This window comes from Sinomonas notoginsengisoli (assembly GCF_021554725.1).
In the GTDB taxonomy this organism is placed as follows: Bacteria; Actinomycetota; Actinomycetes; order Actinomycetales; family Micrococcaceae; genus Sinomonas; species Sinomonas notoginsengisoli.
Genome location: NZ_JAIZDP010000004.1, coordinates 60,543 through 86,117, shown reverse-complemented (window position 1 = coordinate 86,117; position 25,575 = coordinate 60,543). Strand labels below are relative to the sequence as shown.

Sequence of the window (25,575 nt, the reverse complement as noted above, 5' to 3'; positions counted from 1 at the left end):
TCGCAGGGACCTGACCCCTCATCGCAGGGACCTGACCCCTCATGGCAGGGACATGACCCCTCATCGCAGGGACATGACCCCTCATCATCAGAGGGCGGCGGGGACCGCCTCGGCGGCGTGCGCGCTCACGGTGAGCTCGGCGCCGTCGTGCGTCCCGGCCTCGCCTGCCACGGCACCCTCCGCGCTGCCGGAAACGCCCACGGTGACCCGGCCGCCCTCGACGACCTCGCCGGCGACGAGCAGGTCCGCCACGCGGTCCTCGAGCTCGCGCTGGATCACACGGCGCAGCGGACGGGCACCGAACTCGGGCTCGTAGCCGCGCTCGGCGATCCAGTCCACGGCGGCGTCGTCGACGGACAGGGCGATGCCCTGAGCCGCCAGCCGGGCCTCCGTGCCGCGCAGCTGCAGCCGCACGATGTCATGCAGCTGCTCCCGCGTGAGCTTCCGGAACAGCACGATCTCGTCAATGCGGTTGAGGAATTCCGGCCGCATCGTCTCCCGTAGCCGGCCCATGACCCGCGCCCGCAGCTCGGCCTCAGAGGGTCCGCCGTCAGCACCGCCAGCTGTGAAGCCGAGCGAGGCACCGCGCGTCGCGAGGAACTCGGAGCCGAGGTTCGAGGTCATGATCACCACGGTGTTCCGGAAGTCCACGGTGTGCCCCTGGCCGTCGGTGAGCCGCCCGTCGTCGAGCACCTGCAGGAGCAGGTTGAACACGTCCGGGTGCGCCTTCTCGACCTCATCCAGCAGCACCACCGAGTAGGGGTGCCGCCGCACGCGCTCGGTCAGCTGGCCGGCCTCGGAGTAGCCAACGTACCCCGGAGGCGCGCCCACAAGGCGCGCCGCGTTGTGCCTTTCGGAGAATTCGCTCATGTCGAACCGGACCATCGCTGACTCGTCGCCGAATAGCGAGGCAGCAAGCGCCTTCGCGAGTTCGGTCTTGCCCACGCCAGTTGGGCCGAGGAACAGGAAGCTGCCCACGGGCCGCCCGGAGTCACCGAGGCCCGTCCGGTTGCGCCGCACCGACTTCGCGATCGCGGACACCGCGTCCTCCTGGCCCACCACGCGCCCGTGGAGCTCGTCCTCGAGGCGCGCGAGCCGTTCGCGCTCGCCCTCGGTGAGTCGGGCTGCCGGGATGCCGGTGGCGCGCGCCACGACGGCCGCGATATCCGCCTCGCGGACAACATCACGCACGACGGCGTCCGGCCGGCTTGCGCTCTCGGCCCCGGTCTCGGCGTTGCCCGCCTCGGCGGGAGTGGCGGTTCCGGGGAATTCGGCCTTGATCTGCGTGGCGATGGACTCGATGGCATCGCGCAGCCGCGAGGCCTCCTCGTAGTCCTCCCTGGCGATCGCGGCCTCCTTCTGCGCCGTGAGCTCAGCGGCTTGGGCTTCGAGTTCCGCCCGCAGGGCCTCGAGGTCAACGCGCGGCCCGCGGGCGAGGCTCAGGCGTGCACCCGCCTGGTCGATGAGGTCGATGGCCTTGTCGGGTAGGTACCGGTCGGTGATGTAGCGGTGCGAGAGCTCCACCGCGGCGCGGATTGCGTCCTCGGCGTAGGTGACGCCGTGGTGCTCCTCGTAGCGGGACTTGAGCCCATCCAGAATCGCCACCGCGTCCTCGACGCTCGGCTCGCCCACGGTGACCGGCTGGAACCGCCGCTCGAGCGCGGGGTCCTTCTCGATCTTGCGGTACTCGTTGAGGGTTGTGGCGCCGACCAGGTGCAGCTCGCCCCGGGCCAGCCGCGGCTTGAGGATGTTCCCTGCGTCCATGCCGCCCTCGCCACCGCCTCCGGCACCGACCACGGTGTGGATCTCGTCGACGAACGCGATGACGCTGCCGTCGGAGGCGATCTCATCCATGGTCTTGGTGAGGCGTTCCTCGAAGTCGCCCCGGTACCGGGTGCCCGCGAGCATCGCGGGCAGGTCGAGGGACACAACCGTCTTCCCGGCCAGCTGTGCGGGCACGCTGCCGGAGGCGATGGCCTGCGCGAGGCCTTCGACGATCGCGGTCTTGCCCACGCCAGCCTCGCCGATGAGCACCGGGTTGTTCTTGGTGCGGCGGGCGAGGATCTCGATGGCCTGTTCGATCTCGGCGGCGCGGCCGATCACGGGGTCCAGCTGGCCGTCACGCGCGAGGGCGGTCAGGTCGGTGCCGAATTTCTCGAGCATGGAGCCCTTCTTGGCGCGCCGGCCCTTCTGGTCCGCCGTGGCGCGCAGGGGACGGGGCCCCGTGCGAGGCGACTGGGCGGCGTCGTGCGCGGAGTCCGCGCCGTCAGCGCGCGCGGAGGCATCCCCGTCCTGCATGGTCTGCGGGGAGACGCCAGCGGCGGCCAGGATCTGGCCGGCGGCGGCATCCGAGTTGAGCACGAGCGCGAGGAAGAGGTGTTCGGGGTCGATGTACGTGGACCCGACAGAGCGCGCCACCTTGTACCCGTCGAGGAACGCGTGTTGCGCGCTCGTGGTCAGGGAAGGCATCCGCTCGTCGTCGGCGTCGTGGGCGACGGTGCCGGGGAGTCGCTCCTCGGCGGCCGCGGCGATCGCGGCGGGGTCGGCCCCGGCGCGTTCGATGAGCCCGGCCACGGAGTCGGCGTCCGTGAGAGCGCGCAGCAGATGCAGGGCATCCACCTCGCGGTGTCCGTGGTCCTTGGCGTAGCGGCCGGCGGCATTGAGGACCGTCTGGGTCCCGCGGCTCACGAGCCGCGTCATGTCGAGGGGGCGTCCTGGCTGGCGAGCACCTTGGCCCTGCAGATAGCGGGCGAGGAACTCGTCGAAGGAGCCGTTGCCGGCGGCGGGGCCGAAGAACAGTGGCATTCGAAGTCCTCCAAAGAGTTGAGCGGATTACGCTCAGGTTCAACGCTGGGTCCAACGAGATATTCCCCGGGGGTGTCCGAGAGGTCCGTCACACCGTTAGGTTGACCCCATGACGACCATCGCCCACAACATCGTCGAGACCCTTGCCGCCAATGGGGTGCGCCGCGTGTACGGCCTCCCTGGAGACTCGCTCAACGGATTCACGGACGCACTCCGCACTGAGCCGAGCATCGAGTGGGTGCACGTCCGGCACGAGGAGGCCGGCGCTTTCGCGGCCGCAGCGGAGGCCGCGCTCACCGGCGAGATCGCCGTCTGCGCAGGATCGGCGGGGCCGGGGAACCTGCACCTCATCAACGGCCTCTACGACGCCAACCGCTCGCGCGTGCCGGTCCTCGCGGTCGCCGCCCACATCCCCAGCACCGAGATCGGCTCGAACTACTTCCAGGAGACGCACCCGCAGGAGGTCTTCCGCGAGTGCAGCGTCTACGCCGAGGAGGTCACGGATCCTGCGCAGATGCCGCGCATCCTCGAGATCGCGATGCGCACCGCCATTGAGAAGCGGGGCGTCTCCGTGGTGGTGCTCTCCGGCGACGTGGGCCTCACGGCCATGAATTCGGAGCGGGTCACGGTGGTGCGTCGGACCCGGCCGCGCGTAGTGCCGAGCGATGCCGAGCTCCGTGAGGCCGCGGACCTCCTGAACGCCGCCGGCAAAGTCACGATCCTGGCGGGCGCCGGGGTCGAGGGCGCGCACGACGAGGTGGTGGCGCTCGCGGATGTGCTTGGCGCGCCGATCGTCCACGCGATGCGCGGCAAAGAGTTCATCGAGTATGACAATCCGTTCGACGTCGGCATGACCGGCCTCCTCGGATTCAGCTCGGGCTACCGCGCCATGGAGGATTGTGATGCGCTGCTCATGCTCGGAACCGACTTCCCCTACCAGCAGTTCTACCCGGCGAAGGCCAAGGTCATCCAAGTCGATATCCGCGGGGAGCAGCTCGGCCGCCGCGTGCCGCTCGACCTCGGCCTGGTCGGGGGCGTGCGGGACACCGCCGCGGCGCTGATGCCGCTGCTGTCGCGGAAGAGGCGCCGCACGCATCTGGATTCGTCGCTCAAGCACTACGCGAAGGCGCGGTCAAAGCTCGACGACCTCGCAACCCCGACCAAGAAGGGGCACCCGCTCCACCCGCAGTTCATCACCCGCACGCTCGATCGGCTCGCTGCAGACGACGCGGTCTTCACTGCGGACGTCGGTACGCCCGTGATCTGGGCCGCCCGCTACCTGACGATGAACGGACGACGCCGGCTGGTCGGCTCGTTCACGCACGGATCCATGGCGAACGCGCTGCCCCACGCGATGGGCGCCCAGGCAGCGTTCCCGGGCCGGCAGGTGGTGGCCCTCGCAGGCGACGGCGGCCTCTCCATGCTCCTGGGGGAGCTTCTGACCATCGTGCAGAACCGGCTGCCGGTCAGGCTCGTGGTCTTCAACAACTCCTCCCTGAACTTCATCGAGCTCGAGATGAAGTCCGTGGGGTTCGTGAACTTCGGCACCGGGCTGGACAATCCGAACTTCGCCGCGGTGGCCGAGGCGATGGGTATCAAGGGCGTGCGGGTCAACGACTCCTCGGAGCTTGAGACCGGGCTCAAGGAGGCGCTCGCGCACGATGGCCCGGCGCTCGTGGACGTGGCCACGATGCGGGAGGAGCTCGCGATGCCGCCCACCATCACCGCTCAGCAGGCCGGCGGCTTCACACTGTACGCCCTGCGGACGGTGCTATCGGGCCGGGGGGACGAGGTGCTCGACCTCGCTCGGGCCAACTGGCGCCGGGTCTTCTGACCCCCGTCGCAGGAATATGAGCGCGCATTGGTGATGTTGAAATGTTTACACTTCAACTTTTAGGAGCCCTCATGAAGATCGCCGTCTACGGAGCCACCGGCATGGTGGGAAGCCAGATCGTCGCCGAGGCCGCGCGCCGCGGCCACGAGGTGACCGCGATCAGCCGCAAGGGGACCCCGGTGGAGGGTGCCGCCGTCGTGCGTGCTGCGGATCTGGCCGACGCCGAGACGTACCGTGAGGTAGCGGAGGCGAACGACGCCGTTGTCCTGGCGACGTCTCCGGACCGCACCGGCGGTTCGCGCGAGCCCTACCTCGATGCGCACCGTGCGATCTCGACGGTGCCGACCACGGCACGTCTGTACATGGTGGGCGGCTTTGGCGGGCTCAAAACCCCAGACGGTACGCCGATCAAGGACACCCCGGACTTCCCGGCAATGTACAAGGGCGAGTCGGATGCTGCCTTCGCCGCCTATGAGGCGCTGCGCGACGCCGGCACTGACCTCACGGTCCAGGCTCCCGCGGCCGTGATCGCGCCGGGTGCGCGCACGGGCAAGTACGTCACCGCCGTCGGCGTTCCCGCGGCCGGTGACACGATCTCGTCGCAGGACTTCGCCGTCGCCGCGCTCGATGAGCTTGAGCAGCCTCAGTTCCGCGGGACGTTCTTCACCGCCTCCAACTGATGGCAAGCCGCGCCTACGCCTGAGGGTCACCTCCTGAGAGTCACGTGATGTGACCTTCAGGAGGTGACCCTCAGGCGTTGGAATGCGGTGATCTAGTTCTGTGAGGCGAGCCAGAGATCGGGCCCGAAGACCTCGTAGTGGATCTTCGTGGCCGGGATGCCCTTGGCGATCGCCTGGGAGCGGACCTTCTGCATGAAGGGCAGCGGGCCGCAGAGGTAGACGTTCGCGTTCTCGGGGATCTCGACGTCGGCGAGGTTCATGAAGCCCTCGTGTGTCTCGGCGGCGCCAGCGCCAGCGCCAGCTCCCGCGCCCACGGCGGCGAGCTCGGCCTGGGGCTGTTCGAGCCAGACCTTGAGGCTCGCGCCGTCGATCTTCTGCACATCGCCGAGCATCTGGTCGGAGAGTGCCCACGTGTCGAGGCTGCGATCGGCGTGGAGGGCGAGGACCTCGCGTCCCGAGCCGTTGTTGGCAAGCGTGCGCAGGATCGAGGCAGCCGGGGTGCAGCCGATGCCGGCGGTGGCGAGCACGAGCGGGCCGTCGCCGTCGTCAAGCGTCACGTCGCCGTACGGGTTGGAGAGCTCGACGACGTCCCCTACCTGGATCTTTTCGTGCATGATGGGCGAAACCTCGCCGCCGTCGTTGAACTTGGTGGTGATGACGCGGCGCTCAGTGGACTCGGCGTCCGCAGAGAGTGTGTACTGGCGGGCCTGGAGAAGGCCATCGGCAACGGGGATGCGGACCGAGACGAACTGGCCGGGCTCGCCCGGGGTCACCGGGGTCTCGTCGGCGGGCTCGAAGACGAACGTCATCGTGGTCGGGCTCGCCGGAGTCTTCTCGACGACCCTCCACGGCATCCACATCTTGTCGTTGGCCTGCTTGGCGTAGAGGCCCTTCTCGATTTTGATCAGGGCGTCTGCCATGAGCCAGTAGACCTCGGTCCAGGCTTCGGCGATCTCCGGGGTGATGACCTCGGCGAGGTCCTCGGCGATGGCCTCGAAGAGGTACTTGTAGACGATCGGGTACTGGTCCTCGGTGATGCCGAGGGACGTGTGCTTGTGGGCGATCCGGCTCAGGACCGCCTCGGGAAGGGTGCCGGGGTGGTTCACGAGGTGGCTCGCGAATGCGGCGATGGCGCCGGCGAGGGCCTGGCGCTGCTGGCCGTTGGCCTGGTTGGCGCGAGAGAAGATCCCGTTGAGGAGCTCGGGATGCGCAGCGAACATCTTCTGGTAGAACAGCGGCGTGATTTCGCCGATCCGGCTGCCGACGAGCGGCAGCGTGGCTTCGATGACAGGCCGCGCGGTATCCGAGAGCATTGAGACTCCTCAAACTGGGACTGGCCCCTTCAGGGGCGTCTTCGGTTATTCTGCATCCGCGATGCTGAATTAGGCCCAGTCTTCTACGACGTGTAGAAAATGGCAATTTGCGGCGGCATGACGATCGTCACATGACGTCATCGCCAGTCACCCAGGTGGACTGGCGGCTCAGGCCGCGGGCGGGCGGAGCCCAATCCGCACCAGGACCGGCCCCATCTGCCGCTCGTGAGGCAGGGCGGCGACCAGCACGCCGTCGAGCTCGCGGTAGAACGCCTCACGCGCACGCCGCAGTGCACCCCGCAGCCCGCATTGGAGGTTCAGGGGACAGTCGCCGTTCGGGGTCTCGCAGTCGGCGAGGTCCGCGCGGGTATCGAGCGCACGGAGGACGCCGCCCACGGTTGCCTCGCGGCCGGCGTCGCTGAGCTGGACACCGCCTGAGCGGCCCCGCGTGGCCTCGATGAAGCCGAGTTCGCGGAGCTTGAGCACCGCCTTGCTCACGTGGTTGTACGGGGTTCCGATACCCTCGGCGATCGTGCGGGTGGGGAGCGTCTCGCCCGTGTCATTCGCGGCGAGCAGCATGAGGGCGCGCAGACTCACATCCTCGAAGGCCGTCATGCGCATGCCGAATAGTCTACGCTGTCGGTTCGCGCTCACCCTCGGGTCCGAAGACCGCCGCCTCATGGGCATCCGGCTCGAGCGCGGCGAACACGTAGCCCTCCGGGGTGAGCTCGTAGGGCACGACGGCGGCCATGACCCCGCCGCCGGAGTGCTCGGCGGCGCCATGGATGCCGTCCGAGCCGTATTCGGGGAGGTGCACGTCGGAGGCGAAGGCGACTGCCTGAGAGCCGTCGCGGCCCTGCCGGAGGAGCTCGAGGATGTCCGCCATCATGCCCTCGGCATCGAGGTCCCCGTCCGCCCCCGGTTCCGGCGGGGTTACCATCACCAGCCGCAGCTCGCCGTCGTGATCCAATATCACGCCGAAAGGCAGGAAGCCGCCGTTCTGTTCGAGGTGCTCCTGCGCGAGCCCGAGAGCGGTGCCGAGGACCTCGCGCAGCTGGGCCTGCTGGGTCTTCTGCGGGATCTCCGCCATGCTCAGGCCCTGTGCCGCGTCATCGCTCACGCTCTGACGATTGCGAGCACGTTGTCCCGCATGGACTCGAGCGTCGCGAGGTCCTTGGCCTCACCGTTGAACCGCAGGAACGGCTCCGTGTTGGAGGGGCGGAGGTTGAACCACCAGGTGCCGTCCGCCGCGGAGAACGTGGTGCCGTCGAGCTCGTCGATCGCCACGTCATCGCCCTCGTACTCCTCGCGCACACGGGCCACCGCGGCGGCCTTGTCCTCGATCTCGGAATTGATCTCGCCTGAGGCCACGTACGGCTCGTACTCAGCTGCCAGCTCGGACAGCGGGGCGTCCTGGCCGCCGAGGGCCGCGAGCACGTGCATGGCCGCAAGCATGCCCGTGTCCGCGTTCCAGAAGTCACGGAAGTAGTAGTGCGCCGAATGCTCGCCGCCGAACACCGCGCCTTTCTCGGCCATGACGGCCTTGATGAATGAATGGCCCACCCGGGTGCGCACTGGCCGCCCGCCGTCGTGCTCCACGAGCTCAGGGACGGCACGCGAGGTGATGAGGTTGTGGATGATCACGGGATGGTGCTCGCCGGCCGCCTTCGCGCGGGCAATCTCGCGCCGGGCCACGAGACCCGTGATGGCCGATGGCGAGACTGGCTCGCCCTTCTCGTCGATCACGAAGCAGCGGTCGGCGTCGCCATCGAACGCGAGGCCGATGTCCGCCCGGTGCTCCACGACGGCCCTCTGCAGGTCATGCAGGTTTGCGGGTTCGAGCGGGTTGGCAGGGTGGTTGGGGAAGGTGCCGTCGAGCTCGAAGTACAGCGGGACGATGTCCAGCGGCAGGGCCGGGAGGAGCTGGTCCCCGAGTACTGCAGGCGTGGTCATTCCGGCCATGCCGTTGCCCGCGTCCACGACGACCTTGAGCGGACGGATGCCGGAGAGGTCCACGAGCTTGCGCAGGTACGCGGCATAGTCTGCGAGGATCTCCCGCTCGGCGACGGTGCCCGGCGCATCCACGCCCGGCACGAATCCCGCGGCGAGGTACGCCTCGGTAGCAGCCTGGATCTCCTTCAATCCCGTCTCGGAGGAGACGGGCTGCGCGCCGGCCTTGGCCATCTTGATCCCGTTGTACTGGGCCGGGTTGTGGCTCGCGGTGAACGTGGCCCCCGCGGCGTCGAGCGCGCCGCACGCATAGTACAGCTCGTCGGTGGAGATGAGGCCGAGCTTCTCGACCTTTCCGCCTCGGGCCGCGGCGCCCTTCGCGAACGCGTCGATGAACTCGGGGGAGGAGGGGCGCATGTCGCCGCCCACGAGCACGGTCTTCCCAGTCAGGCCAAGCACATCGACGAATGCAGCGCCGGCCGCTTCGACGACCGTCGCATCGATGGTCTCGCCGACAATCCCGCGGACGTCATACGCCTTGAACGAGCCCGAGAGGTCGGGAAAGGCGCTGCTGGCCTGGGCGGAGGAATCGGGTGCGGCGTTAACGTTGCTGGTCACGGGCTCGATTCTACGATGGGGTCCGACAATCCTTCGGTCCCGTTGATTGAGCGCGCGCGCAACCCCGTCTAGGTTGAGCCCATGGACTGGACCCTCGAAGTAGTCATCCTGCCCGTTTCCGACATTGACCGCGCCATCGAGTTCTACCGGGACAAGGTGGGCTTCCACCTCGACCACAACACGGTGAACGAGCACATGCACGTGGTGCAGCTCACGCCCGAGGGCTCGGGCTGCTCGATCGTGTTCGGCGACCTGCCGCCGCAGCGCGAGATGGAGCCCGGCTCGCTCAAGGGCCTTCAGCTCGTGGTCGCCGACGCGGAGGCCGCCCGGGCCGAGCTCACCGGCCGCGGGGTCGAGTGCTCCGAGCTCATGGTCTTCTCACCCGACGACGGCGGCACGTTTTTTGGCTTCGCCGATCCCGACGGCAACTCGTGGGCCGTGCAGCAGATCCGGGCCCGTGCCGACAAGCCGCTCATCCCGGTCGAGCATCGCGGCAGCTTCGGCGCGTAGCCCCGTTCCTGCCTACACGCACGACGGCGCGTCCCGCCTGAGGTGGGGACGCGCCGTCGTGCGTCTGCTTGCCTAAGTGAGGCTCAATAGGCTCTGACCCGCTGCTGAACGATGAGGTGGATGAGCGCGAACGTCCCGTCCTCGTCGATCGCCTTGAGTGCTGCCTCGAGGGCTGCGGGGACGTCGGCATCCTTCTCGACCCGCACGCCGAAGCCGCCGAAGGCCTGGGCCATGAGGGCGAAGTCGGGGTTCTTCAGCTGGGTGCCGGAGATGCGGTGGGGGTACTGGCGCTCCTGATGGGAACGGATCGTGCCGTACTCCTGGTTGTCCATGACGACTACCAGCGGGGTTGCACCGTACTGGGCGGCGGTCGCGAGCTCCTGCCCGTTCATGAGGAACTCGCCGTCGCCGGCGATGGTCACGACGCGACGGCCCGGGTTCGCGAGCGAGGCCGCGATGGCGGACGGCACGGAATAGCCCATGGAGCCGTTGCGGGCGGAGAGCATCGACGCGTAGCGCTGGGTGGGGAAGTAGCGGTGGGCCCAGTTGGTGTGCTCGCCCGCGCCGAGGGTGATCATCGCATCCTCCGGCAGGCCGGCGACGAGGTTGGCCATGAGGGTGTCCATACGGGCCTGGCCCTCGGACGGGGTGGCCGGGGGCAGGGCGGCGAACTTCTCCTGCTCGCCCCGCATCCGCTCGGTCCAGGCCTTCCACTCCTCGCGCACGGGCAGGTTCATCAGGGCGAGGTCGCGCACGAACGAATCCGGCTTCGCCACGATCTGGTGCGAGACGGGCCCGGAACGGCCGCGCAGGGACGGGTCGATCGTGACGATGAAGTTCTTCTTGGACCAGTCCTGGCGCACGAGGAAGCCGTCGGTGATGACATCCCCGGGGACGGTGCCCACGAACACGAGGAGGTCGGTCTCCTCCAGGAGGTTATAGGTGGGCTTGGGCCGGCCATAGCCGATCGGACCGACGTAGGAGGGGGAGTCGAACGGGATGGTGCCCTCGCAGCGCCACTCCGCCGCGGCGGGGATGTGGTGATCCTCGAGCCAGTTGGTCAGCGCGGTGGCGCCCTCTTCGCTCCAGTCGTTGCCGCCGACCACGAAGAGCGGCTTCTCGGCCTCGGACAGGGCGGACTTGAGCGCCTTCCAGTCGGTGACGGTCATGCCGCCCTCGGCCACCGGGATGACTGGGTGGATCGTCGCATCGATCTGGCGCTGGATGATGTCCTCGGGCAGGCCCACCACGACGGGGCCGGGACGGCCGCTCATGGCGGAGAACATGGCCTCGGCCACGACCTCGGAGGCGCGCTCGGCGGCGTCCAGGACCATGACGCGTTTGGCGCCCGTGTCGAACCAGGACTTGATGTCGAACTCCTGGAACGCCTCACGTCCGCGGTGCGCGAACGGGATGAGGCCCACGAACAACACCAATGGGGTGGAGTCCTGCCATGCAGTGTGGAGCCCCACGTGGGCATTCGCGGCGCCCGGGCCCCGCGTGACCATGGCCACACCGGGGAGCTGGTTCATCTTGCCGTCGGCCTCGGCCATATAGGCGGCGCCGCCCTCGTGGCGGCACACGATCGTCTCAATGTCCGCGCCGTGGAGTCCGTCGAGCACGTCCAGGAACGACTCGCCCGGGACCACGTAGGTCCGCTTCACGCCGTGGGCTGCGAGCGAGTCCACGATCACGTGGCCCGCGCTCTTCCGGGGCGGCGTCTGCTCGGCCTGCTGGCCAGGCGAATCGGGGTGGAGGGCATCAGAAAGGGGCGGCACCGTCGCCGTCATGTCAGGTTTCCTTCTCTTGGCACTGAGATAACACAACGGTATCGGTGTTCGACCGCTTGGGTGAGCGAAGAGTGTCAGAGGTCACCGCCATACTTGAACCATGGCTGGGAACATCAGTGGAAACGTCCATTCAGCGGAATATGTGACAGAACGTGACGTGGCGCACGACGGCGCAGCCGCCCTTCCGCCCTCGGGTGCGGGAGGGCTCCGGGCTGACGCCTTGGCCATCCTGCGCGCCCTCGTGGGGCGGGAGGACGCGGCCTTCCACCCCGGCCAGTTCGAGGCGATCGACGCGCTCGTGGAGCACCGTCGGCGCACCCTCGTGGTCCAGCGCACCGGCTGGGGGAAGTCGGCGGTGTACTTCGTCGCGTCCTTGCTCCTGCGGGCGCGAGGGGCTGGTCCCACGCTCATCGTTTCCCCGCTCCTGGCCCTCATGCGCGACCAGGTGGCGGCGGCGGCCCGGGCCGGCGTCCGTGCTGTCGCCATCAACTCGGCGAACCGACTCGAGTGGGACGAGGTGCATGCGGCGCTCGAGGCAGACTCCGCCGACGTCGTGCTCATCTCGCCTGAGCGTCTGACCAATCCGGGCTTCCGGGAGCAGCATCTGCCAGAGCTTCTAGCGCGCACGGGCCTGCTCGTGGTGGACGAGGCGCATTGCATCTCCGATTGGGGCCACGACTTCCGGCCCGACTACCGGCGGATCGCCGCGCTCCTCGACGAGCTCCCTGCGACGGTGCCCGTGCTCGCCACCACCGCGACGGCGAACGCGCGGGTGGTCCACGATATCGAGGAGCAGCTCGGCGCCGGAGTTCTGACACTAAGGGGTCCACTCGGCCGCGAGTCGCTGCGCCTCGGCGTCTTGCGGCTGCCGGATGCTGGGCACCGGCTCGCCTGGCTCCTCGCGCACCTTGAGGGGCTCCCGGGAAGCGGCATCATCTACACGCTGACCGTCTCGGCGGCCGAGGATACAGCGCGCATCCTCTCCGACGCCGGCCACAGCGTCCTCGCGTACACCGGCAAGACGGACACCGAGGACCGCGAACGGGCAGAGCAGCTCCTCAAGGACAACGCGGTCAAGGCGCTCGTGGCCACGAGCGCCCTCGGAATGGGCTTCGACAAGCCGGACCTCGGGTTCGTCATCCATCTGGGCGCACCCTCAAGCCCTGTCGCCTACTACCAGCAGGTGGGCCGAGCAGGCCGCGGCTCCGCGAACGCGGACGTCCTCCTGCTGCCCGGGCCTGAGGACAGGGACATCTGGCGCTACTTCGCGACCGCCTCGATGCCGGACGAGGCCAAGGCCCAGGCCGTGATCGCCGTGCTCGTCGAGGCCGGGCGGCCGTTGTCCACGGTGGCCCTCGAGCCCCTCGTCGAGCTGCGCCGCACACAGCTTGACCTGCTGCTGAAGGTCCTCGCCGTGGACGGTGTGGTGGAGCGCGTGGCCGGAGGATGGCAGGCCACCGGGCTCCCATGGGAGTACGACGCGGATCGGTACGCGCGCATCTCCGAGGCCCGGATCGCCGAGCAGGATTCGATGCTCGTCTACGAGGAGACCGCCGGATGCCGCATGGAGTACATCACAAGCGTGCTCGACGATGAGACTGCTGCCCCCTGCGGCCGGTGCGATAACTGCGCGGGCCGCTGGTTCCCGGATGACGTGGACCCAAGCCTCCTCGACAGCGCGGGGGCGCGGCTCCGCCACGCGGGGATTCCGGTCGAACCCCGCGCCCAATGGCCCTCCGGTATGGACAAGCTTGGGATATCCGTCAAGGGCCGGATCCCGGCGGAGGAGCAGCTCGCCGAGGGCAGGGCCTTGGCCCGCCTCACCGATCTCGGCTATGGCGGGCCGCTGCGCGAGCTCTTCGCCGCCGGAGCGCCGGACACCGAGGTCCCTGCTGCACTCGCGACGGCCTGTGTCGAGCTGCTGGCGGCGTGGGCGCGGGACGATTCGCCGGGTGGTGCGTGGAGCGGCATCGGGCGGCCAGCCGCCGTGGTGAGCATTCCCTCGGCGACGCGACCTCGTCTCGTCGAGTCGCTGGCACGCGGGATTGCGCAGGTGGGCCGGCTGCCATACTTGGGTGCGCTAGAGCGCACGGAGGCAGCGAGGTCCGGCCAGGGCGGTGGCAACAGCGCGTTCCGGCTGGCCGGGGTCTGGGAGGCGTTCGACGTCGGCCCCGACCTGAGCGACGCTCTCGCAGGAGCCACGGGGCGGCCGGTGCTGCTGGTCGACGACCTCGTCGACAGCCGGTGGACGCTCACGGTCGCCGGCCGGCTGCTCAAAAGGCAGGGAGCCGCGGCAGTGCTGCCTCTCGTCCTCGCGCGGGCAGGCTAGGCATGAGCGCGAACTGTGACACGCCACACGTCACGCGATGATTACGAAATGATCACGTTTCGGTAGGGTGGGGGTGGTTCTGTTGCACTGTGATCTGAAGGAAACGGCCCCCGTGACCCGTTTGGCCCCGCCCACCATCCGGCGTCTGGCGACTCTCGCCGTCCTCCTCGGTGCCTTCTCGGTCATGCTCGCCCTTGCACTTGTCCAGACTGGTGCCCCGGCCAAGGCATCGGACGCTGTCTCGCCCGCCCCGGGTCCGAGACCTTCTCCGAAAACCCCGTCTCCGAACCCGGCGCCCCCCAGTGTGCAGGTGAGCTTAGTTCCCGAGGCTTGCGATGGAGTGCGCCTGTCTGCTCGAACGGCCTCCAGCGCGACACTCTCGTACCGGGTCGCCGACGAGTCCGGCAATGTCGCGGCTTCCGGTACCTTCAACGGGTCGACCGATCGCGTGCTCTCGCTGTCCTCGGGGCATGACTACACGGCGAGCGTGAGTGAAACTTCCAGCAGCCTGCCGCTTGCGAGCACCGCCGCAGTGGGCCTGCGGAACCCCTGCCCCGTCTCTGTTGCCGCTGATCTGCCGGCGTTCAATGACCTCTGCGGCACCGAGCGCGACGCCGTCATTGTCCCGCGGATCATAGGGGTGGACTACCTCGTGGGCGGATCGACGCTCGCACCGGGCCCCAATGCCGCCATTGGCACCGTGACGGTCGAGGCGGTCGCGCAGCCCGGCTACAGCTTGAGCCAACCGTCCCAGTGGACGCACACCTTCACGGCGGACCCCTGCCCCACGGTGCCGGAGCCTGCGGCGCTGGCGCCGTCGTTGCAGCCATTGGACGCGGAATCTCCGAGCCACGCTGCTCCTGCTCCTGCAGGCAAGTCCTCGGAGCAGCCAGGATCGACGGCTGCGGGTACCGCTCATGCCGCGCAGACCGTGACGCCGCAGCACGACGACGTGGTGACGCGCCGGGATGACCGGGTTGTTCAGGCCTCGGTGGGAGGTCCGGGTCCGCTCGCCTGGGGAATCATGATTGGTGTCGCCGTGGCCGGCGGAATCCTGTTCTGGTTCAAAACCCGCCACTGACCATTCGCAAAAGCACGCGTGGGGCGGAGCTACAACGAGAAGACCCCCGGATGCTCCGGGGGTCTACGCGGCGGAGACGGGGGGATTTGAACCCCCGGTCCAAGTTTCCCCGGACCCTTCATTAGCAGTGAAGTCCATTCGGCCGCTCTGGCACGTCTCCTCGCTGTCGCCAGCCTGACAAGCGTACCCAAACCCAGGGCAGAGACGCAAAAGGGCTGCGTGGTCCGAGGATCAGAGATCTGCAGCCGTGTGGCTCGAGAGGAATCGCGCTAACGCCCACCACGGCAGCCGTCTAGAACGGAGGCGGCCAGTTGGCCTGCTGCGTGAATGCCGCGGGTAGGTCGGAGGCGCGTGGGGCCGGGTCGCGGCTTGAAGGGAAGGGAGGCGGGTCGACGGTGCGTGGTGCGAGGATGTGGTCGCGGGCGAGGGGTTCGGCGGGATGTTCGAAGCCCAGGAGCGTTGTCCAGACAAGCTCGCCGTTCAGGGAGCCGGCGTCCGGTCCGGCCGCGCGGTGGAGCGTGCAGAGGGCAAGCGATTTGAGCGCATGGTGCTTGGGACACAGGAGCGCGAGGTTGTCGGCGTCCGTGGTGCCGCCGTCCTGCCACTCGATGGTGTGGTCCACCTCTGCTCGCCGGGCGGCGCACGTACAGCCGGGCACGAGGCAGACGCCGTCTCGGTAGCGAATGAACCTTCGGAGCGGTTCGGGCGGCCGGTAGGCGGTGCGGCCGAGTTTGACAGGAACGGAGTCCTCGTCGTCCCAGATCCGCTGCCATGTGGGTTCGGCCGCTGCGAGTTCCCGTGCGGTGTGGGCGTCGATGACGCCGTACCCTTCGAGTTCCGCAACATCGTCCGAGGAACCCACCAGCACGGCAGCGGGAAGGTGGACCACGATCTCGGCCCGAATCAGGTCCGTGAGGTTCTCGGGAATGGGGACAGGAACCGGCTCCGCGGCCTTGGGCTCGGACGGCTCAGGACCCTTCGAGTCGCCCACGGCCGCGCTCCCGCCAGTCAGGAGAGCCTCGCCGTTCAGGGCAGCCTCGCCGCCGAGGAGGGCCTGGGCCAGGGCGTCCGCGCGAAGCTGGGGCTTGGTCCGGTACTCGCCGTCCGCCCGGTGGGCAGTCTGGGCTATGGCGTCGATCCGCCGATATGCCGCGTGCCCGACCTCGGCGGGCAGCAGCGCAGTGAGCGTGCACATCCCGTCGTCCTCAGGCTGGAGCCACACGTCACGGTCGGCTAAGGCCCTTGCCTTGCGCGGGGTGATGGACTCGGGATGCATCCGTTCCCGCAGCGCCTTGATCACTGTGCGCAATTCGCCAGGCGTGCGCGGATGGCCCTTGCGCGTGTACAGCCGGGACAGCGCCTCGACTCCAAAGGCCTCAGCTGCCTCGTCCGGCAGGGTCGAGGCCTGGTCCAGGATCACCTTGACGTGGGCCTCGGTCGTGTCCCCGGACAGGAGAGCCTCGTGCGCGGCGGGGTGCCGGTCCACAAGCCCATTCGAAAAGCTCACGGTCCGTGCGGCGGCGGCCTCGGACGTGTTGGTCAGCAGCGCGATCTCGGATACGGTCGCCGCGTGGGCCAGTTCCCCGCCGAGCCGGGTTGGCTGCCCGTCCCGGCCCTGGATCGGCTCCTCGGCAATCTGCTGCCCTATCAGGTTCACGAGGAACGCCTTGGCTCCGGCCGCGTAGGCCTCGAAATCCGTGATCGCCCTCAGGGCCCGCGCTGCCCCGCCCGGCGTGACAAGGATGGCCGGATCAACCCACAACGCACCATGGAGTGCAGCCGGATCCCGCGAGGTGAAGGCGATCGGCGCAGACATGGGCAGGTCGATGGCCTGCGCGGAAATGTTCACAGCAACCCCTCCCGCCCGCTTAAGATATCGAATATATATTCGATACTACAGGAGTGCGTCGTGGAAGGCTAGGACACACAGGCGAGGGAAGCCCATCTTCGACTCGGAGGGGAACCGTGAGTCGGTGTCAGCGGAGCGTGCCCGTGAGCGCCCGCCATAGGAAGCTCTGGCTCCTCGCTTGCAGGGCGGCGGCCTGCCGGTTGTCGCTCGCCCCGGCATGCCCGCCCTCCAGAGCCTCGTGGAACCACACGTTGGGGATGCCCATGGCCTCCATGCGAGCGGCCATCTTGCGCGCTTGGACGGGCCCCACCCGGTCGTCGGAGGTGGCGGTCCAGATGAACGTGTCAGGGTAGTCCACGCCATCGCGCAGGAGATGGTACGGCGAGAAGGTCCGGATGTACTCCCATTCCTCTGGCTTGTCCGGATCTCCGTACTCGGCGATCCACGAATAGCCAGCGGAGAGCTTGGCGTACCGGCGCATGTCCAGCAGCGGCACCCCGCAGGAGACCGCACCGAACAGCTGCGGGTAGCTCACGAGCATGTTCCCCACGAGCAGTCCGCCGTTGGACCCGCCCGTGCAGCCCAGATTCTCCGGCGAGGTCACATCCCGGCGCACGAGGTCTCGGGCCACGGCCGCGAAGTCCTCGTAGGCGCGGTGGCGGTTGGCCTTGAGCGCCGCTTGGTGCCAGGAGGGGCCGTACTCACCGCCCCCGCGGATGTTCGCCACGACGTACACGCCACCCTTTTCAAGCCAGGCCCGTCCCACGGCGCCTGAGTAGGACGGTGTTCGCGCGATCTCGAACCCGCCGTAACCGGACAGCTGTGTGGGTGCGGTACCGTCCAGTTCGAGGTCCTTGGGCCCGATCTGGAAGTACGGCACCTTCGTCCCGTCCGCAGAGACCACGAAGTGCTGCTCCACCGTGAACCGGGACTCGTCGAAGAACGACGGCGCCCGCTTCACTTCCGCATGACGCCCGCCGAGGGTGCCGCGCAGCAAGGTGGTCGGGGTCAGGAAACCGGTGGCGACCAGCCAGTAGTCATCCCCGGCCCCGGGGTCCTCGTCGTCCACGGCGTAGCTCTCGACGAGGTGTAGCGGCGGGCACGCGTCGAGCACGGTGGGCGACCACGCGCCGTCGTGCGAGGGGGTTTCGACGGCACTCGACCCCTCCGGCGGGGTCAGGACGCGGATCTCCGAGGAGACGTCGCGCAGGAGGTTGAGCATGAGGTGGCTCTTGGTCCAGGACCACGACTGAAGCGAGGTGTGGCCGTCCGGGGAGAACAGCACGGTCACGTCCCGCGAGCCGGCCATGAACTTCTCGAAATCAGCCACGAGCAGTGATCCGCCCGGGAACACCTGCCCATCGGTTTCCGCGTCGCCGTCGAGGTGCCAGTCCCGCTGGGGCCTGAACAGGATCCACTCGCGGTGCAGGTCCACGTCCACGTCGGTGGGCACGGAGATCGGAGCCCACGCGCCCTCCCACCAGATCGAATGCGTCACGTCGAAGAAGCTGATGCGGTCACTCGCGATGAGGCGCTCGAACCCGGGGGTGTCGTCGAACCCAGCAGCGGCCATCATGTGCCCAGCCGGGACCTCGAAGATCACCTCGGCGTCGGCCAGGTCGACGCCGCGCGGGAGCTTCCGCACGATCCGCGGGTAGGACGACGTGGTCACCGCGTCCTTCCCCAGGGTTGAGGAGACAATGAGCGTGTCCGCATCGAGCCAGTCCACGCCGCCCTTCGCGGGCGGAAGGGAGAAGCCGCCGTCCGCCGTCGCCACGAAGGCGCGCTGCTCGACGTCGTACTCCCGCACGGCGGCCGCGTCGCCGCCATCGGGGGAGAGGCGGACCATGCAGTGGCGCCACGATACCCCGTCGGCTGGCCGGAGGAAGCTCGCGCCGCCCCACACCCACTCGACGCCCTCCTCCGCGGCGAGGGCATCGAGGTCGAGCACGGCCTCCCACTCGGGTGTCTCCGTTGTATAGGAGTCCCAGCGGGTTCGGCGCCACAGGCCCTTGGGGTGCTCGGCGTCGCGCCAGAAGTTGTAGTACCAGTCCCCACGCTTGCTGACCATGGGGATGCGATCGGTCGAGTCCATGACCTCGAGGATTCGTGCCTCGAGCTCAGGGTAGTCGCCGGTCTCGAGGAGTTCCTCGGTGCGGGCGTTCTGCTCGCGTACCCACGCGAGCTGGTCCGCGCCGTGGATGTCCTCGAGCCACAGGTTCTCGTCCACCGGCTCGCCAGGGACATGGGCAAGCGTGGCGGTGTCTGCAGTGGGGTCTGGCGCCGGAGCAGTCATGAAGCCATCCTTCCACGCTGCGCGTTAAGCTCAACCCTATGGTTCGGGGCGGGATTCTGCGCGTGGCGGTGGTGGGCGGCGGCCCGCGCGGCGCTTCCGCAGTCGAGCGGCTCTTTGCCGTGTATGCCCAGCAGACGCGCAGCGCCGCGCTTTCGCCGCGTGCCCACCAGGTCGTGCGCCTCGACGTCACGGTCTACGATCCGTTCCGCCCAGGACCGGGCAGGGTGTGGCGCACGGATCAGCCGCGACTCTTCCTCATGAACACGCCATCGTTCTACCCGACGCTCATCCCGAGCGAGCCCGGACTCGCGGCCCCGCTCGCCGGCAGCACCTTCGACGAGTGGCGTGCGTGCCAGCGCGAGGCCATCGAGGCGGGGACGTGCGCCCTCGGCCCCGAGGAGCAGGCGGAGCTCAAGGGCCTTGAGTCCAACGACTTCCCGCCGCGCGCTCTGTACGGCCGATACCTCGAGGAGACGTGGGCGGCCCTCGTCGCCGCGGCTCCGCAGGGCGTCAGCGTGCGGCATGTCGCCGCCGAGGTCGCGCGCGTGGGCCGCACCCCGCATGGGTTCGCCGTCACGTGCGTCAACGCTCGTGCACAGGAGGCGGACGCCGTCGTGCTCGCGCTGGGCCATGTGCCGGCCAGGCTCGGCGGCGACCAGCAGGCGCTCGCTGACGCCGCCGCACGGCTCGGCCTGCACTACTTCCCGCCCGCGGCGCCGGCGGACGTCGAGTGGGACGCACTCCCCGCCGGCCAGACCATCCTGGTCCGCGGGATGGGCCTGAACTTCTTCGATGTGATGGCTGCGCTGACCGAGGGCCGCGGCGGGCGGTTCTCGGAAGGCGCGGGTGGCCGCCTCGCGTACACGCCGTCCGGCCGTGAGCCCCACATCGTCGCGGCCTCCCGGCGTGGGGTCCCGTACCGGGGGAAAGCGGAGCTGGGCGCCTACTATGCGCCCTCGGTCCAGCTGCGCTGGTTCACGCGGGAGGCCGCGCTCGCGCCGAGGCGCGCCGGCATCCAGCCCTCCTTCGACCAGGACCTCTGGCCCCTCCTGCACCGCGACACCCTCTGGGCGTACTACACGACGCTCGCCCGCGTTGACCCGGGAACGGTGTCCGAAGGGTTCCTCGCCCGGCTTGACGACGCCCTCGAGGTGGAGGGGCCTGGCTGGGAGACCCGCGCGTCCCAAGTGGTGCACGACGGCGTGGTCCCGGCGCGGCGGTTGGACCTCCGCGCGCTCGGCGTGCCGCTGGCCGGCTGGCATGCCCACGACCGTGCTGATCTGGACGCACGCGTCCTCGAGCACCTCGACGCTGACGCGGCCGGGTCCGCGGCAGGCGAGGATAACCCGCTCAAGATGGCCATCGCCGCCCTTCACCGCGGCCGGGCGGTTCTCAAGGAGGCCGTCGCCGACGGCGGGATCACCGAGGCCTCCTGGGTCTCGGGGTTGCGCGGCTGGTTCGAGGGCCTCATCGAGGGCCTCGCGAGTGGTCCGCCCGCCCAGCGGATCCGCCAGCTGGCAGCGCTCGTGCGGGCCGGCGTCGTGAGTACCGTGGGGCCCGAGCCGCGCTTCTCGATCGACCGTTTAGGTCTGGGAGGCCCGGCGTTCACCGCGGCCTCGCCCTGGGTGGGCGGCCCCGAGGTGCGTGCACGATGGTTCGTGGAGGCGCTCGCGCCCGCGAACATCGTGGGACGCGCGGAGTCCCAGCTCCTCGAGGGGCTTCTCGCCGACGGCCTCGTGCGGCCCCGATTCCTCGCCGGTGCCGACGGAGTCCCCCAGGCCGCGTCGGGGCTGGACGTCACGCTGCCGCCGTACCGCGCGCTCGACGTCAACGGCCAACCTGTCGAGGGCCTCTACGTCCTAGGGCTGCAGCTGTCCGCCGTGCAGTGGGGCACGGCGATCGCCGCCGAGGCACACCCCTTCGCCGCGCCCGGCGAGGCGCGCGAGGGCGCCCCGTACCCGAGCGCTCAGCGCACCCTCCGTGACGCGGACGCCATCGCCCAGCACATTCTGGCGATGCCCTCCGGAAGGTGACTCCCAGCGGGGGGCGGACCTTGCGGGAGGACGACGACGGCCGGCGACCTCCTCACGAAAGCCGCCGGCTGTCACTGCACGCTTGCCCGGTCAGTGATGGGATCGCTTGCCGCAGACCGTCGCGCAGTCCTTGGCCAGGGACGCCACGGCCCGCTCCGAGTGTGCGGCTACTGTCCGGCCTGCTCCCCGCCCTGGCCGAGGTCCTGCGTGATGCGGAATGGCGCTCCCCACGGGTCCGCGAGCTGCGCCATGCGTCCGAACGGCGTGTCGACTGCGGGCAGGACCACCTCCGCACCGAGCGCTGTTGCCTTCTCGACCGTCTGGTCCGCGTCCTCGACCGCCCAGTACACCAGCCAGTGCGGGGGCACCCCGTCGGGGAGGTCATTGGCGGCGTCGAAGATCCCGGCCTTGGACTCCGGCCCCTCACCGTACGTCGAGTAGCGGAAGTCAGTGGTGTCGCCCATGACCGCGAGGTCCCAGCCGAGTGCCTTCGCGTAGAAGGCGACCGCGCTGTCATAGTCCCGCGCGTGCAACTCGAACCATGCCGGGGTGCCGGGTTCGGCGACAGCGAGGAATCCGGTGTGCTCAGCAGCCTGCCACGAGCCGAAGGCCGCCCCGTCAGAGTCGCCGAAGACGGCCATGTGGCCCTGCTCGGGGACCTCCATGGGAGGCATGTAGACCTGACCGCCCGCGGCGGAGACCGCGCTGGCCGTCGCGTTGATGTCGTCAGTCTTGAAATAGACGGTCCACGCATCCGGAGCGGCGGCCTGCTCCTCCATCTTGCCCATGAGGCCGGCCACCATCCTCCCGTCGCGGAACGCCGTCGTGTAGCCGCCGTACATCTCCTGGTCGCCGGTCTCGTAGGTCCAGCCGAAGAGCTCGGAGTAGAACTCCTTCGCCTTCTCGAGGTCGGTTGTCAACAGATCAACCCAGCAGGGTGCGCCAGGGGTGAGATCGGGAGTGGGCATGGAAGCTCCTCGTGTCGGTCTGTCAGGGTGTCTAGCCGAACGTGATCGACGCTATGTGGGGGTTCCGACACTTTTCAAGGGGGTCTCGACGCCGAGGGTCCCGTTACGCAGGAACGGCGCCCCAGATGCGGGGCGCCGTTCCTGTTCCAGCGGAAGGTAAGGGATTTGAACCCTTGGTACGGGGTTACCGCACACTGGTTTTCAAGACCAGCTCCATCGGCCGCTCGGACAACCTTCCTTGTGCCTAGTAGTGTTTCACAGTGCAGTGACCTCGTGAAACCGACGCCCCAGCGGGGGAGGAGCAGCACAAGTATGAAGGCCGTTTTCATCACTGAGCCAGGGGGGCCGGAGGTCCTGCAGGTCCGCGAGGTCGACGCTCCCGTGCCCGGTCCGGGGGAGGTGCTCATCGACGTTGTGGCCGCGGGCATCAACCGGGCCGATGTCCAGCAGCGCCGCGGCTTCTACCCGCCGCCGCCCGGAGCGTCCGAGATCCCCGGACTCGAGGTCTCAGGGCGCATCGCTGCCTTCGGGCCCGACGTGACCCGGCCTTTCTCCGTTGGGGACAAGGTCATGGCACTCCTGGCAGGAGGCGGTTACGCCGAAAAGGTCGCCGTGCGGGCCGAACAGGTGGTGCGCATCCCCCAGGGCGTGGACGTGGTGACCGCAGCCGCCCTCGCCGAGACGGCCGCCACCGTGTACTCCAACCTCTTCATGACGGCCCAGCTGCAGCCGGGTGAACTCCTTCTCGTCCACGGCGCCACGGGCGGCATCGGGACCATGGCGGTCCAGATGGCCAGGGCCTACGGGGTTCGGGTCGCGGCGACGGCCGGCACGGAGGAGAAAGTCTCGGCGGCGCGCGCGTTCCTGGGCGTGGACATTGCCATCAACTACAAGGAGCAGGACTTCGTCGAGGCACTCCGCGAGGCGACTGACGGCCACGGCGCGGACGTGATCCTCGATGTGGTGGGTGCGAAGTACCTCGAGCGGAATGTCGAGGCGCTCGCGACCTACGGCCGGCTCGTCATCATCGGCCTCCAGGGCGGGGCGAAGGCCGAGCTCAACCTCGGCATGCTCATGAACAAGCGCGCCGCCGTCATTGCGACGTCGCTCCGTCCCCGCCCCGTGGAGGAGAAGGGGGCGATCATGGCGGCCGTCAAGGAGCACGTCTGGCCCCTCGTCGCAGACGGTCGCATCAAGCCGCTCGTCGACAAGACCTTCCCCCTCGCCAACGTCGTGGCCGCACACGAGTACTTCGACTCGGGCGAGCACGTGGGCAAGATCCTTCTCACCATCTGACCGGCGCACGACGGCGCGCGGCCGGCCTTGCGCCCCGTCCCAGTCGAGGTTGTCCGGCGCCCGTGAGAGTATGGCGACATGACTGCAGCGGGGAGCGAGCACATGCCAGGAGCGGGCAACCGCGCCGAGGAACCGGTTGAGGGAACCCCCATTGACGGCGCCGCGCACCATGCTCCTGGCCACGGGTTCGCCGGCCAGGCCCCGCGCGACGGCGCCCCGAGTGCGGACGCCGACCACGCGGCGTCGTCCGCCCAGCAGCCCGCCAAGCGGGCCAACCTTCAGGAGCTCGTGGACCAGCCCGCCAAGGTGATGCGGATCGGAACGATGATCCGCCAGCTTCTCGAGGAGGTGAAGGGCGCCCCGCTGGACGAGGCAGCACGCGAGCGCCTCGCCGAGATCCACGAGCGCTCCATCGCCGAGCTCGAGGACGGTCTCGCACCCGAGCTTGTTGACGAGCTGCACCGCATCTCCCTGCCGTTCTCCGACGAGTCGGTCCCCTCGGAGCCCGAGCTCCGCGTGGCCCAAGCACAGCTCGTCGGCTGGCTCGAGGGCCTGTTCCACGGCATCCAGACGGCCATCGCGGCGCAGCAGGCCGCCCACCAGCTCGCGGCCGCCCAGGTGCAGCTTCGCCAGCTCCCGCCCGGGACGATGATCGCCCCCGGCGTGGTCATCGGCGAGAACGGCGAGCCGCAGCGGGCAGCTCAGGGCGCCGGCCAACGCCCCGGCGACCCGAATCGCCCGGAGCACGGCCCGGGCCAGTACCTCTAAACGCCCGATGGGGTTCATCAAGTCCGCACTCGCGAACCGGCGCGATGACGCCGAACTCGGCAAGGGCCTGTGGCGACGCGCGCACGACCGCTTCCGCCGCGGACTCGACCGGTACCACCAGATCCTCGAGGGCATCGACGACGACGTGCTCTACAGTGAGCTGCTCGTGATCGGCAACGGCCTGGCCAAGCTCCTGCCGCGTGTGCGGGCGGTCTGCATGGAGGCGCAGAAGCGCGCGCCCAGCGAGGGGCTCGACATCCCGGGCGAGTTCGCCGCGGTGCACCGCGCGCTGTCCCGTGCCGGCAACGCCCTGGCCACCACGGCCGAGGCCGCCGCGATGGCGCGCCTAGCCGTCGGCCCGGTCCCCGTGGGCGCGTTGTCGGTGCAGCGCCGGGCCGCGACCGTGTCCGAGCATGTCCAAGAGGCCGAGGAGCTCATGCACCGCTGACGCCGGGCCCGTAGATATTCCAGAGTTCGCGCTGGGCGAAGTCTGCTGGGAATTCGTGCAGAACCCGTGGTCTGCGCCGCTTCCGGTGGCAGGATGGACCGCATGACTTCTGGGCAGACACTGACTTCCCCTGTGCTCACCTTCCACGACGGCCACACCATCCCGCAGCTCGGCTACGGGGTGTGGCAGGTGGAGGACGCGGTCGCCGAGCACGTTGTCGGCGAGGCGTTCCGTGTGGGCTACCGCCACATCGACACGGCGGCCGCGTACCGCAACGAGAAGGGCGTGGGGCGCGCAATCGCCTCCTCCGATCTGGAGCGCGAGGACCTCTTCATCACCACCAAGCTCTGGAACGCGGATCAGGGCCGCGAGACGACGGCTGACGCGTTCGAGGCGTCCCTGGAGAACCTCGGCCTTGACTACGTGGACCTGTACCTTATCCACTGGCTCCAGCCGAAGCGCGGCCTGTACCTCCAAACGTGGGAGGAGCTGGCCAAGCTCAAGGAGTCCGGTCGCGTCCGCTCGATCGGGGTCTCCAACTTCACGATCGAGGCGCTGGGCGAGGTCGAGCGCGAGACCGGCGTCCTGCCGGTGATCAACCAGGTCGAGACACACCCGTACTTCCAGCAGGACGAGCTGCGGGCGTATGAGGAGTCCAAGGGCATCCTGCATGAGGCGTGGTCGCCGCTCGGCCAAGGCAAGGACCTCCTGGCGGACCCGGTGCTCGGCCGCATCGCGAACGCCCACGGTGTGAGCATCCCGAACGTGGTGCTCGGCTGGCACTTGGCCATCGGCAACGTCGTGATCCCCAAGTCCGTCAACCCGGAACGCCTCGCGCAGAACTGGACGGCGCTCGCCCTCGAGCTGGACGCGGAGGAGATCGCGGCCATCAGCGCCCTGGACAAGGGTGGGGCGGGCCGCATCGGACCGGACCCGGCGGTCTCAGACTTCGCCTGATCCGCACCGTGGTGCGCACGACGCCGGTGACTCGCCCGCCGTGGGCGGGC

At 69.1% G+C, this 25,575-nt stretch carries 19 protein-coding genes and 2 tRNA genes; 10 read left to right on the top strand and 11 right to left on the bottom strand.

What is annotated here, in order from left to right:
• Positions 1-87: 87 nt before the first annotated feature.
• Entirely contained in the window at positions 88-2,805 is a 2,718-nt protein-coding gene (locus tag LF262_RS09190) for an ATP-dependent Clp protease ATP-binding subunit (protein ID WP_235780005.1), read from the bottom strand.
• A gap of 109 nt (positions 2,806-2,914) precedes the next feature.
• On the opposite strand from LF262_RS09190, the gene poxB reads away from it, so the two are divergent.
• On the top strand, positions 2,915-4,639 hold the full coding sequence (gene poxB / locus LF262_RS09185; protein WP_235780004.1) for a ubiquinone-dependent pyruvate dehydrogenase: 1,725 nt from the start codon (positions 2,915-2,917) through the stop codon (positions 4,637-4,639).
• A gap of 71 nt (positions 4,640-4,710) precedes the next feature.
• Positions 4,711-5,319 carry an NAD(P)-dependent oxidoreductase gene (locus tag LF262_RS09180; protein ID WP_235780003.1) on the top strand — a complete coding sequence of 203 codons (609 nt, stop codon included), beginning with the start codon at positions 4,711-4,713 and terminating at the stop codon, positions 5,317-5,319.
• Positions 5,320-5,411: 92 nt separating this feature from the next.
• On the opposite strand, the gene LF262_RS09175 is transcribed toward LF262_RS09180, so the two are convergent.
• The 4 genes from LF262_RS09175 to LF262_RS09160 all read right to left on the bottom strand — a co-directional run bounded on the left by LF262_RS09175 (position 5,412) and on the right by LF262_RS09160 (position 9,200).
• Positions 5,412-6,632, bottom strand: coding sequence for a globin domain-containing protein (locus LF262_RS09175; RefSeq protein ID WP_235780002.1), 1,221 nt, complete (start codon positions 6,630-6,632; stop codon positions 5,412-5,414).
• Between the two features lie 168 nt (positions 6,633-6,800).
• On the bottom strand, positions 6,801-7,253 hold the full coding sequence (locus LF262_RS09170; RefSeq protein ID WP_235780001.1) for an RrF2 family transcriptional regulator: 453 nt from the start codon (positions 7,251-7,253) through the stop codon (positions 6,801-6,803).
• Between the two features lie 10 nt (positions 7,254-7,263).
• Positions 7,264-7,752 (bottom strand): hypothetical protein, encoded by a 489-nt coding sequence (locus LF262_RS09165; protein ID WP_235780000.1) that lies wholly within the window; start codon positions 7,750-7,752, stop codon positions 7,264-7,266.
• On the bottom strand, positions 7,749-9,200 hold the full coding sequence (locus LF262_RS09160; protein WP_235779999.1) for a phosphomannomutase/phosphoglucomutase: 1,452 nt from the start codon (positions 9,198-9,200) through the stop codon (positions 7,749-7,751). The genes LF262_RS09165 and LF262_RS09160 overlap by 4 nt, the downstream gene beginning before the upstream one ends.
• Positions 9,201-9,281: 81 nt before the next feature.
• Between LF262_RS09160 and LF262_RS09155 the strand changes: the two genes are divergently transcribed.
• Positions 9,282-9,710: a VOC family protein gene (locus LF262_RS09155; protein ID WP_235779998.1), complete on the top strand. Its 429-nt coding sequence runs from the start codon at positions 9,282-9,284 to the stop codon at positions 9,708-9,710.
• An 83-nt stretch (positions 9,711-9,793) separates the two neighbouring features.
• On the opposite strand, the gene LF262_RS09150 is transcribed toward LF262_RS09155, so the two are convergent.
• A complete protein-coding gene (locus tag LF262_RS09150) occupies positions 9,794-11,500 on the bottom strand; it encodes a thiamine pyrophosphate-dependent enzyme (protein ID WP_235779997.1) in 1,707 nt (568 codons plus the stop codon).
• Between the two features lie 100 nt (positions 11,501-11,600).
• On the opposite strand from LF262_RS09150, the gene LF262_RS09145 reads away from it, so the two are divergent.
• Together LF262_RS09145 and LF262_RS09140 are read left to right on the top strand one after the other, a co-directional pair.
• Positions 11,601-13,829: a RecQ family ATP-dependent DNA helicase gene (locus LF262_RS09145; RefSeq protein ID WP_235779996.1), complete on the top strand. Its 2,229-nt coding sequence runs from the start codon at positions 11,601-11,603 to the stop codon at positions 13,827-13,829.
• Between the two features lie 487 nt (positions 13,830-14,316).
• Entirely contained in the window at positions 14,317-14,910 is a 594-nt protein-coding gene (locus LF262_RS09140) for a hypothetical protein (RefSeq protein WP_235779995.1), read from the top strand.
• Between the two features lie 71 nt (positions 14,911-14,981).
• Here the strand turns inward: LF262_RS09140 and LF262_RS09135 are convergent.
• The 3 genes from LF262_RS09135 to LF262_RS09125 all read right to left on the bottom strand — a co-directional run bounded on the left by LF262_RS09135 (position 14,982) and on the right by LF262_RS09125 (position 19,055).
• Positions 14,982-15,070, bottom strand: a tRNA-Ser gene (locus LF262_RS09135).
• Between the two features lie 132 nt (positions 15,071-15,202).
• The gene (locus LF262_RS09130; protein ID WP_235779994.1) at positions 15,203-16,759 is read right to left on the bottom strand and encodes an HNH endonuclease signature motif containing protein; all 1,557 of its coding nucleotides are present in this window, start codon (positions 16,757-16,759) and stop codon (positions 15,203-15,205) included.
• A gap of 127 nt (positions 16,760-16,886) precedes the next feature.
• Positions 16,887-19,055, bottom strand: coding sequence for a prolyl oligopeptidase family serine peptidase (locus LF262_RS09125; RefSeq protein WP_235779993.1), 2,169 nt, complete (start codon positions 19,053-19,055; stop codon positions 16,887-16,889).
• A gap of 38 nt (positions 19,056-19,093) precedes the next feature.
• Here LF262_RS09125 and LF262_RS09120 point away from each other — a divergent pair, with 38 nt between their 5' ends.
• Positions 19,094-21,088 (top strand): FAD/NAD(P)-binding protein, encoded by a 1,995-nt coding sequence (locus tag LF262_RS09120; RefSeq protein WP_235779992.1) that lies wholly within the window; start codon positions 19,094-19,096, stop codon positions 21,086-21,088.
• 167 nt (positions 21,089-21,255) lie between these two features.
• On the opposite strand, the gene LF262_RS09115 is transcribed toward LF262_RS09120, so the two are convergent.
• Together LF262_RS09115 and LF262_RS09110 are read right to left on the bottom strand one after the other, a co-directional pair.
• A complete protein-coding gene (locus LF262_RS09115) occupies positions 21,256-22,056 on the bottom strand; it encodes a VOC family protein (protein ID WP_235779991.1) in 801 nt (266 codons plus the stop codon).
• A 150-nt stretch (positions 22,057-22,206) separates the two neighbouring features.
• Positions 22,207-22,294: transfer RNA gene (locus LF262_RS09110), tRNA-Ser, on the bottom strand.
• Between the two features lie 74 nt (positions 22,295-22,368).
• Between LF262_RS09110 and LF262_RS09105 the strand changes: the two genes are divergently transcribed.
• From LF262_RS09105 to LF262_RS09090, 4 genes are all read left to right on the top strand, one after another.
• Positions 22,369-23,352 (top strand): NAD(P)H-quinone oxidoreductase, encoded by a 984-nt coding sequence (locus tag LF262_RS09105; protein ID WP_235779990.1) that lies wholly within the window; start codon positions 22,369-22,371, stop codon positions 23,350-23,352.
• A gap of 78 nt (positions 23,353-23,430) precedes the next feature.
• Positions 23,431-24,120, top strand: coding sequence for a proteasome activator (locus tag LF262_RS09100; protein WP_235779989.1), 690 nt, complete (start codon positions 23,431-23,433; stop codon positions 24,118-24,120).
• Positions 24,121-24,127: 7 nt separating this feature from the next.
• Positions 24,128-24,568: a hypothetical protein gene (locus LF262_RS09095; RefSeq protein WP_235779988.1), complete on the top strand. Its 441-nt coding sequence runs from the start codon at positions 24,128-24,130 to the stop codon at positions 24,566-24,568.
• A 102-nt stretch (positions 24,569-24,670) separates the two neighbouring features.
• Positions 24,671-25,525: an aldo/keto reductase gene (locus tag LF262_RS09090; RefSeq protein WP_235779987.1), complete on the top strand. Its 855-nt coding sequence runs from the start codon at positions 24,671-24,673 to the stop codon at positions 25,523-25,525.
• The last annotated feature ends 50 nt before the right edge of the window (positions 25,526-25,575 follow it).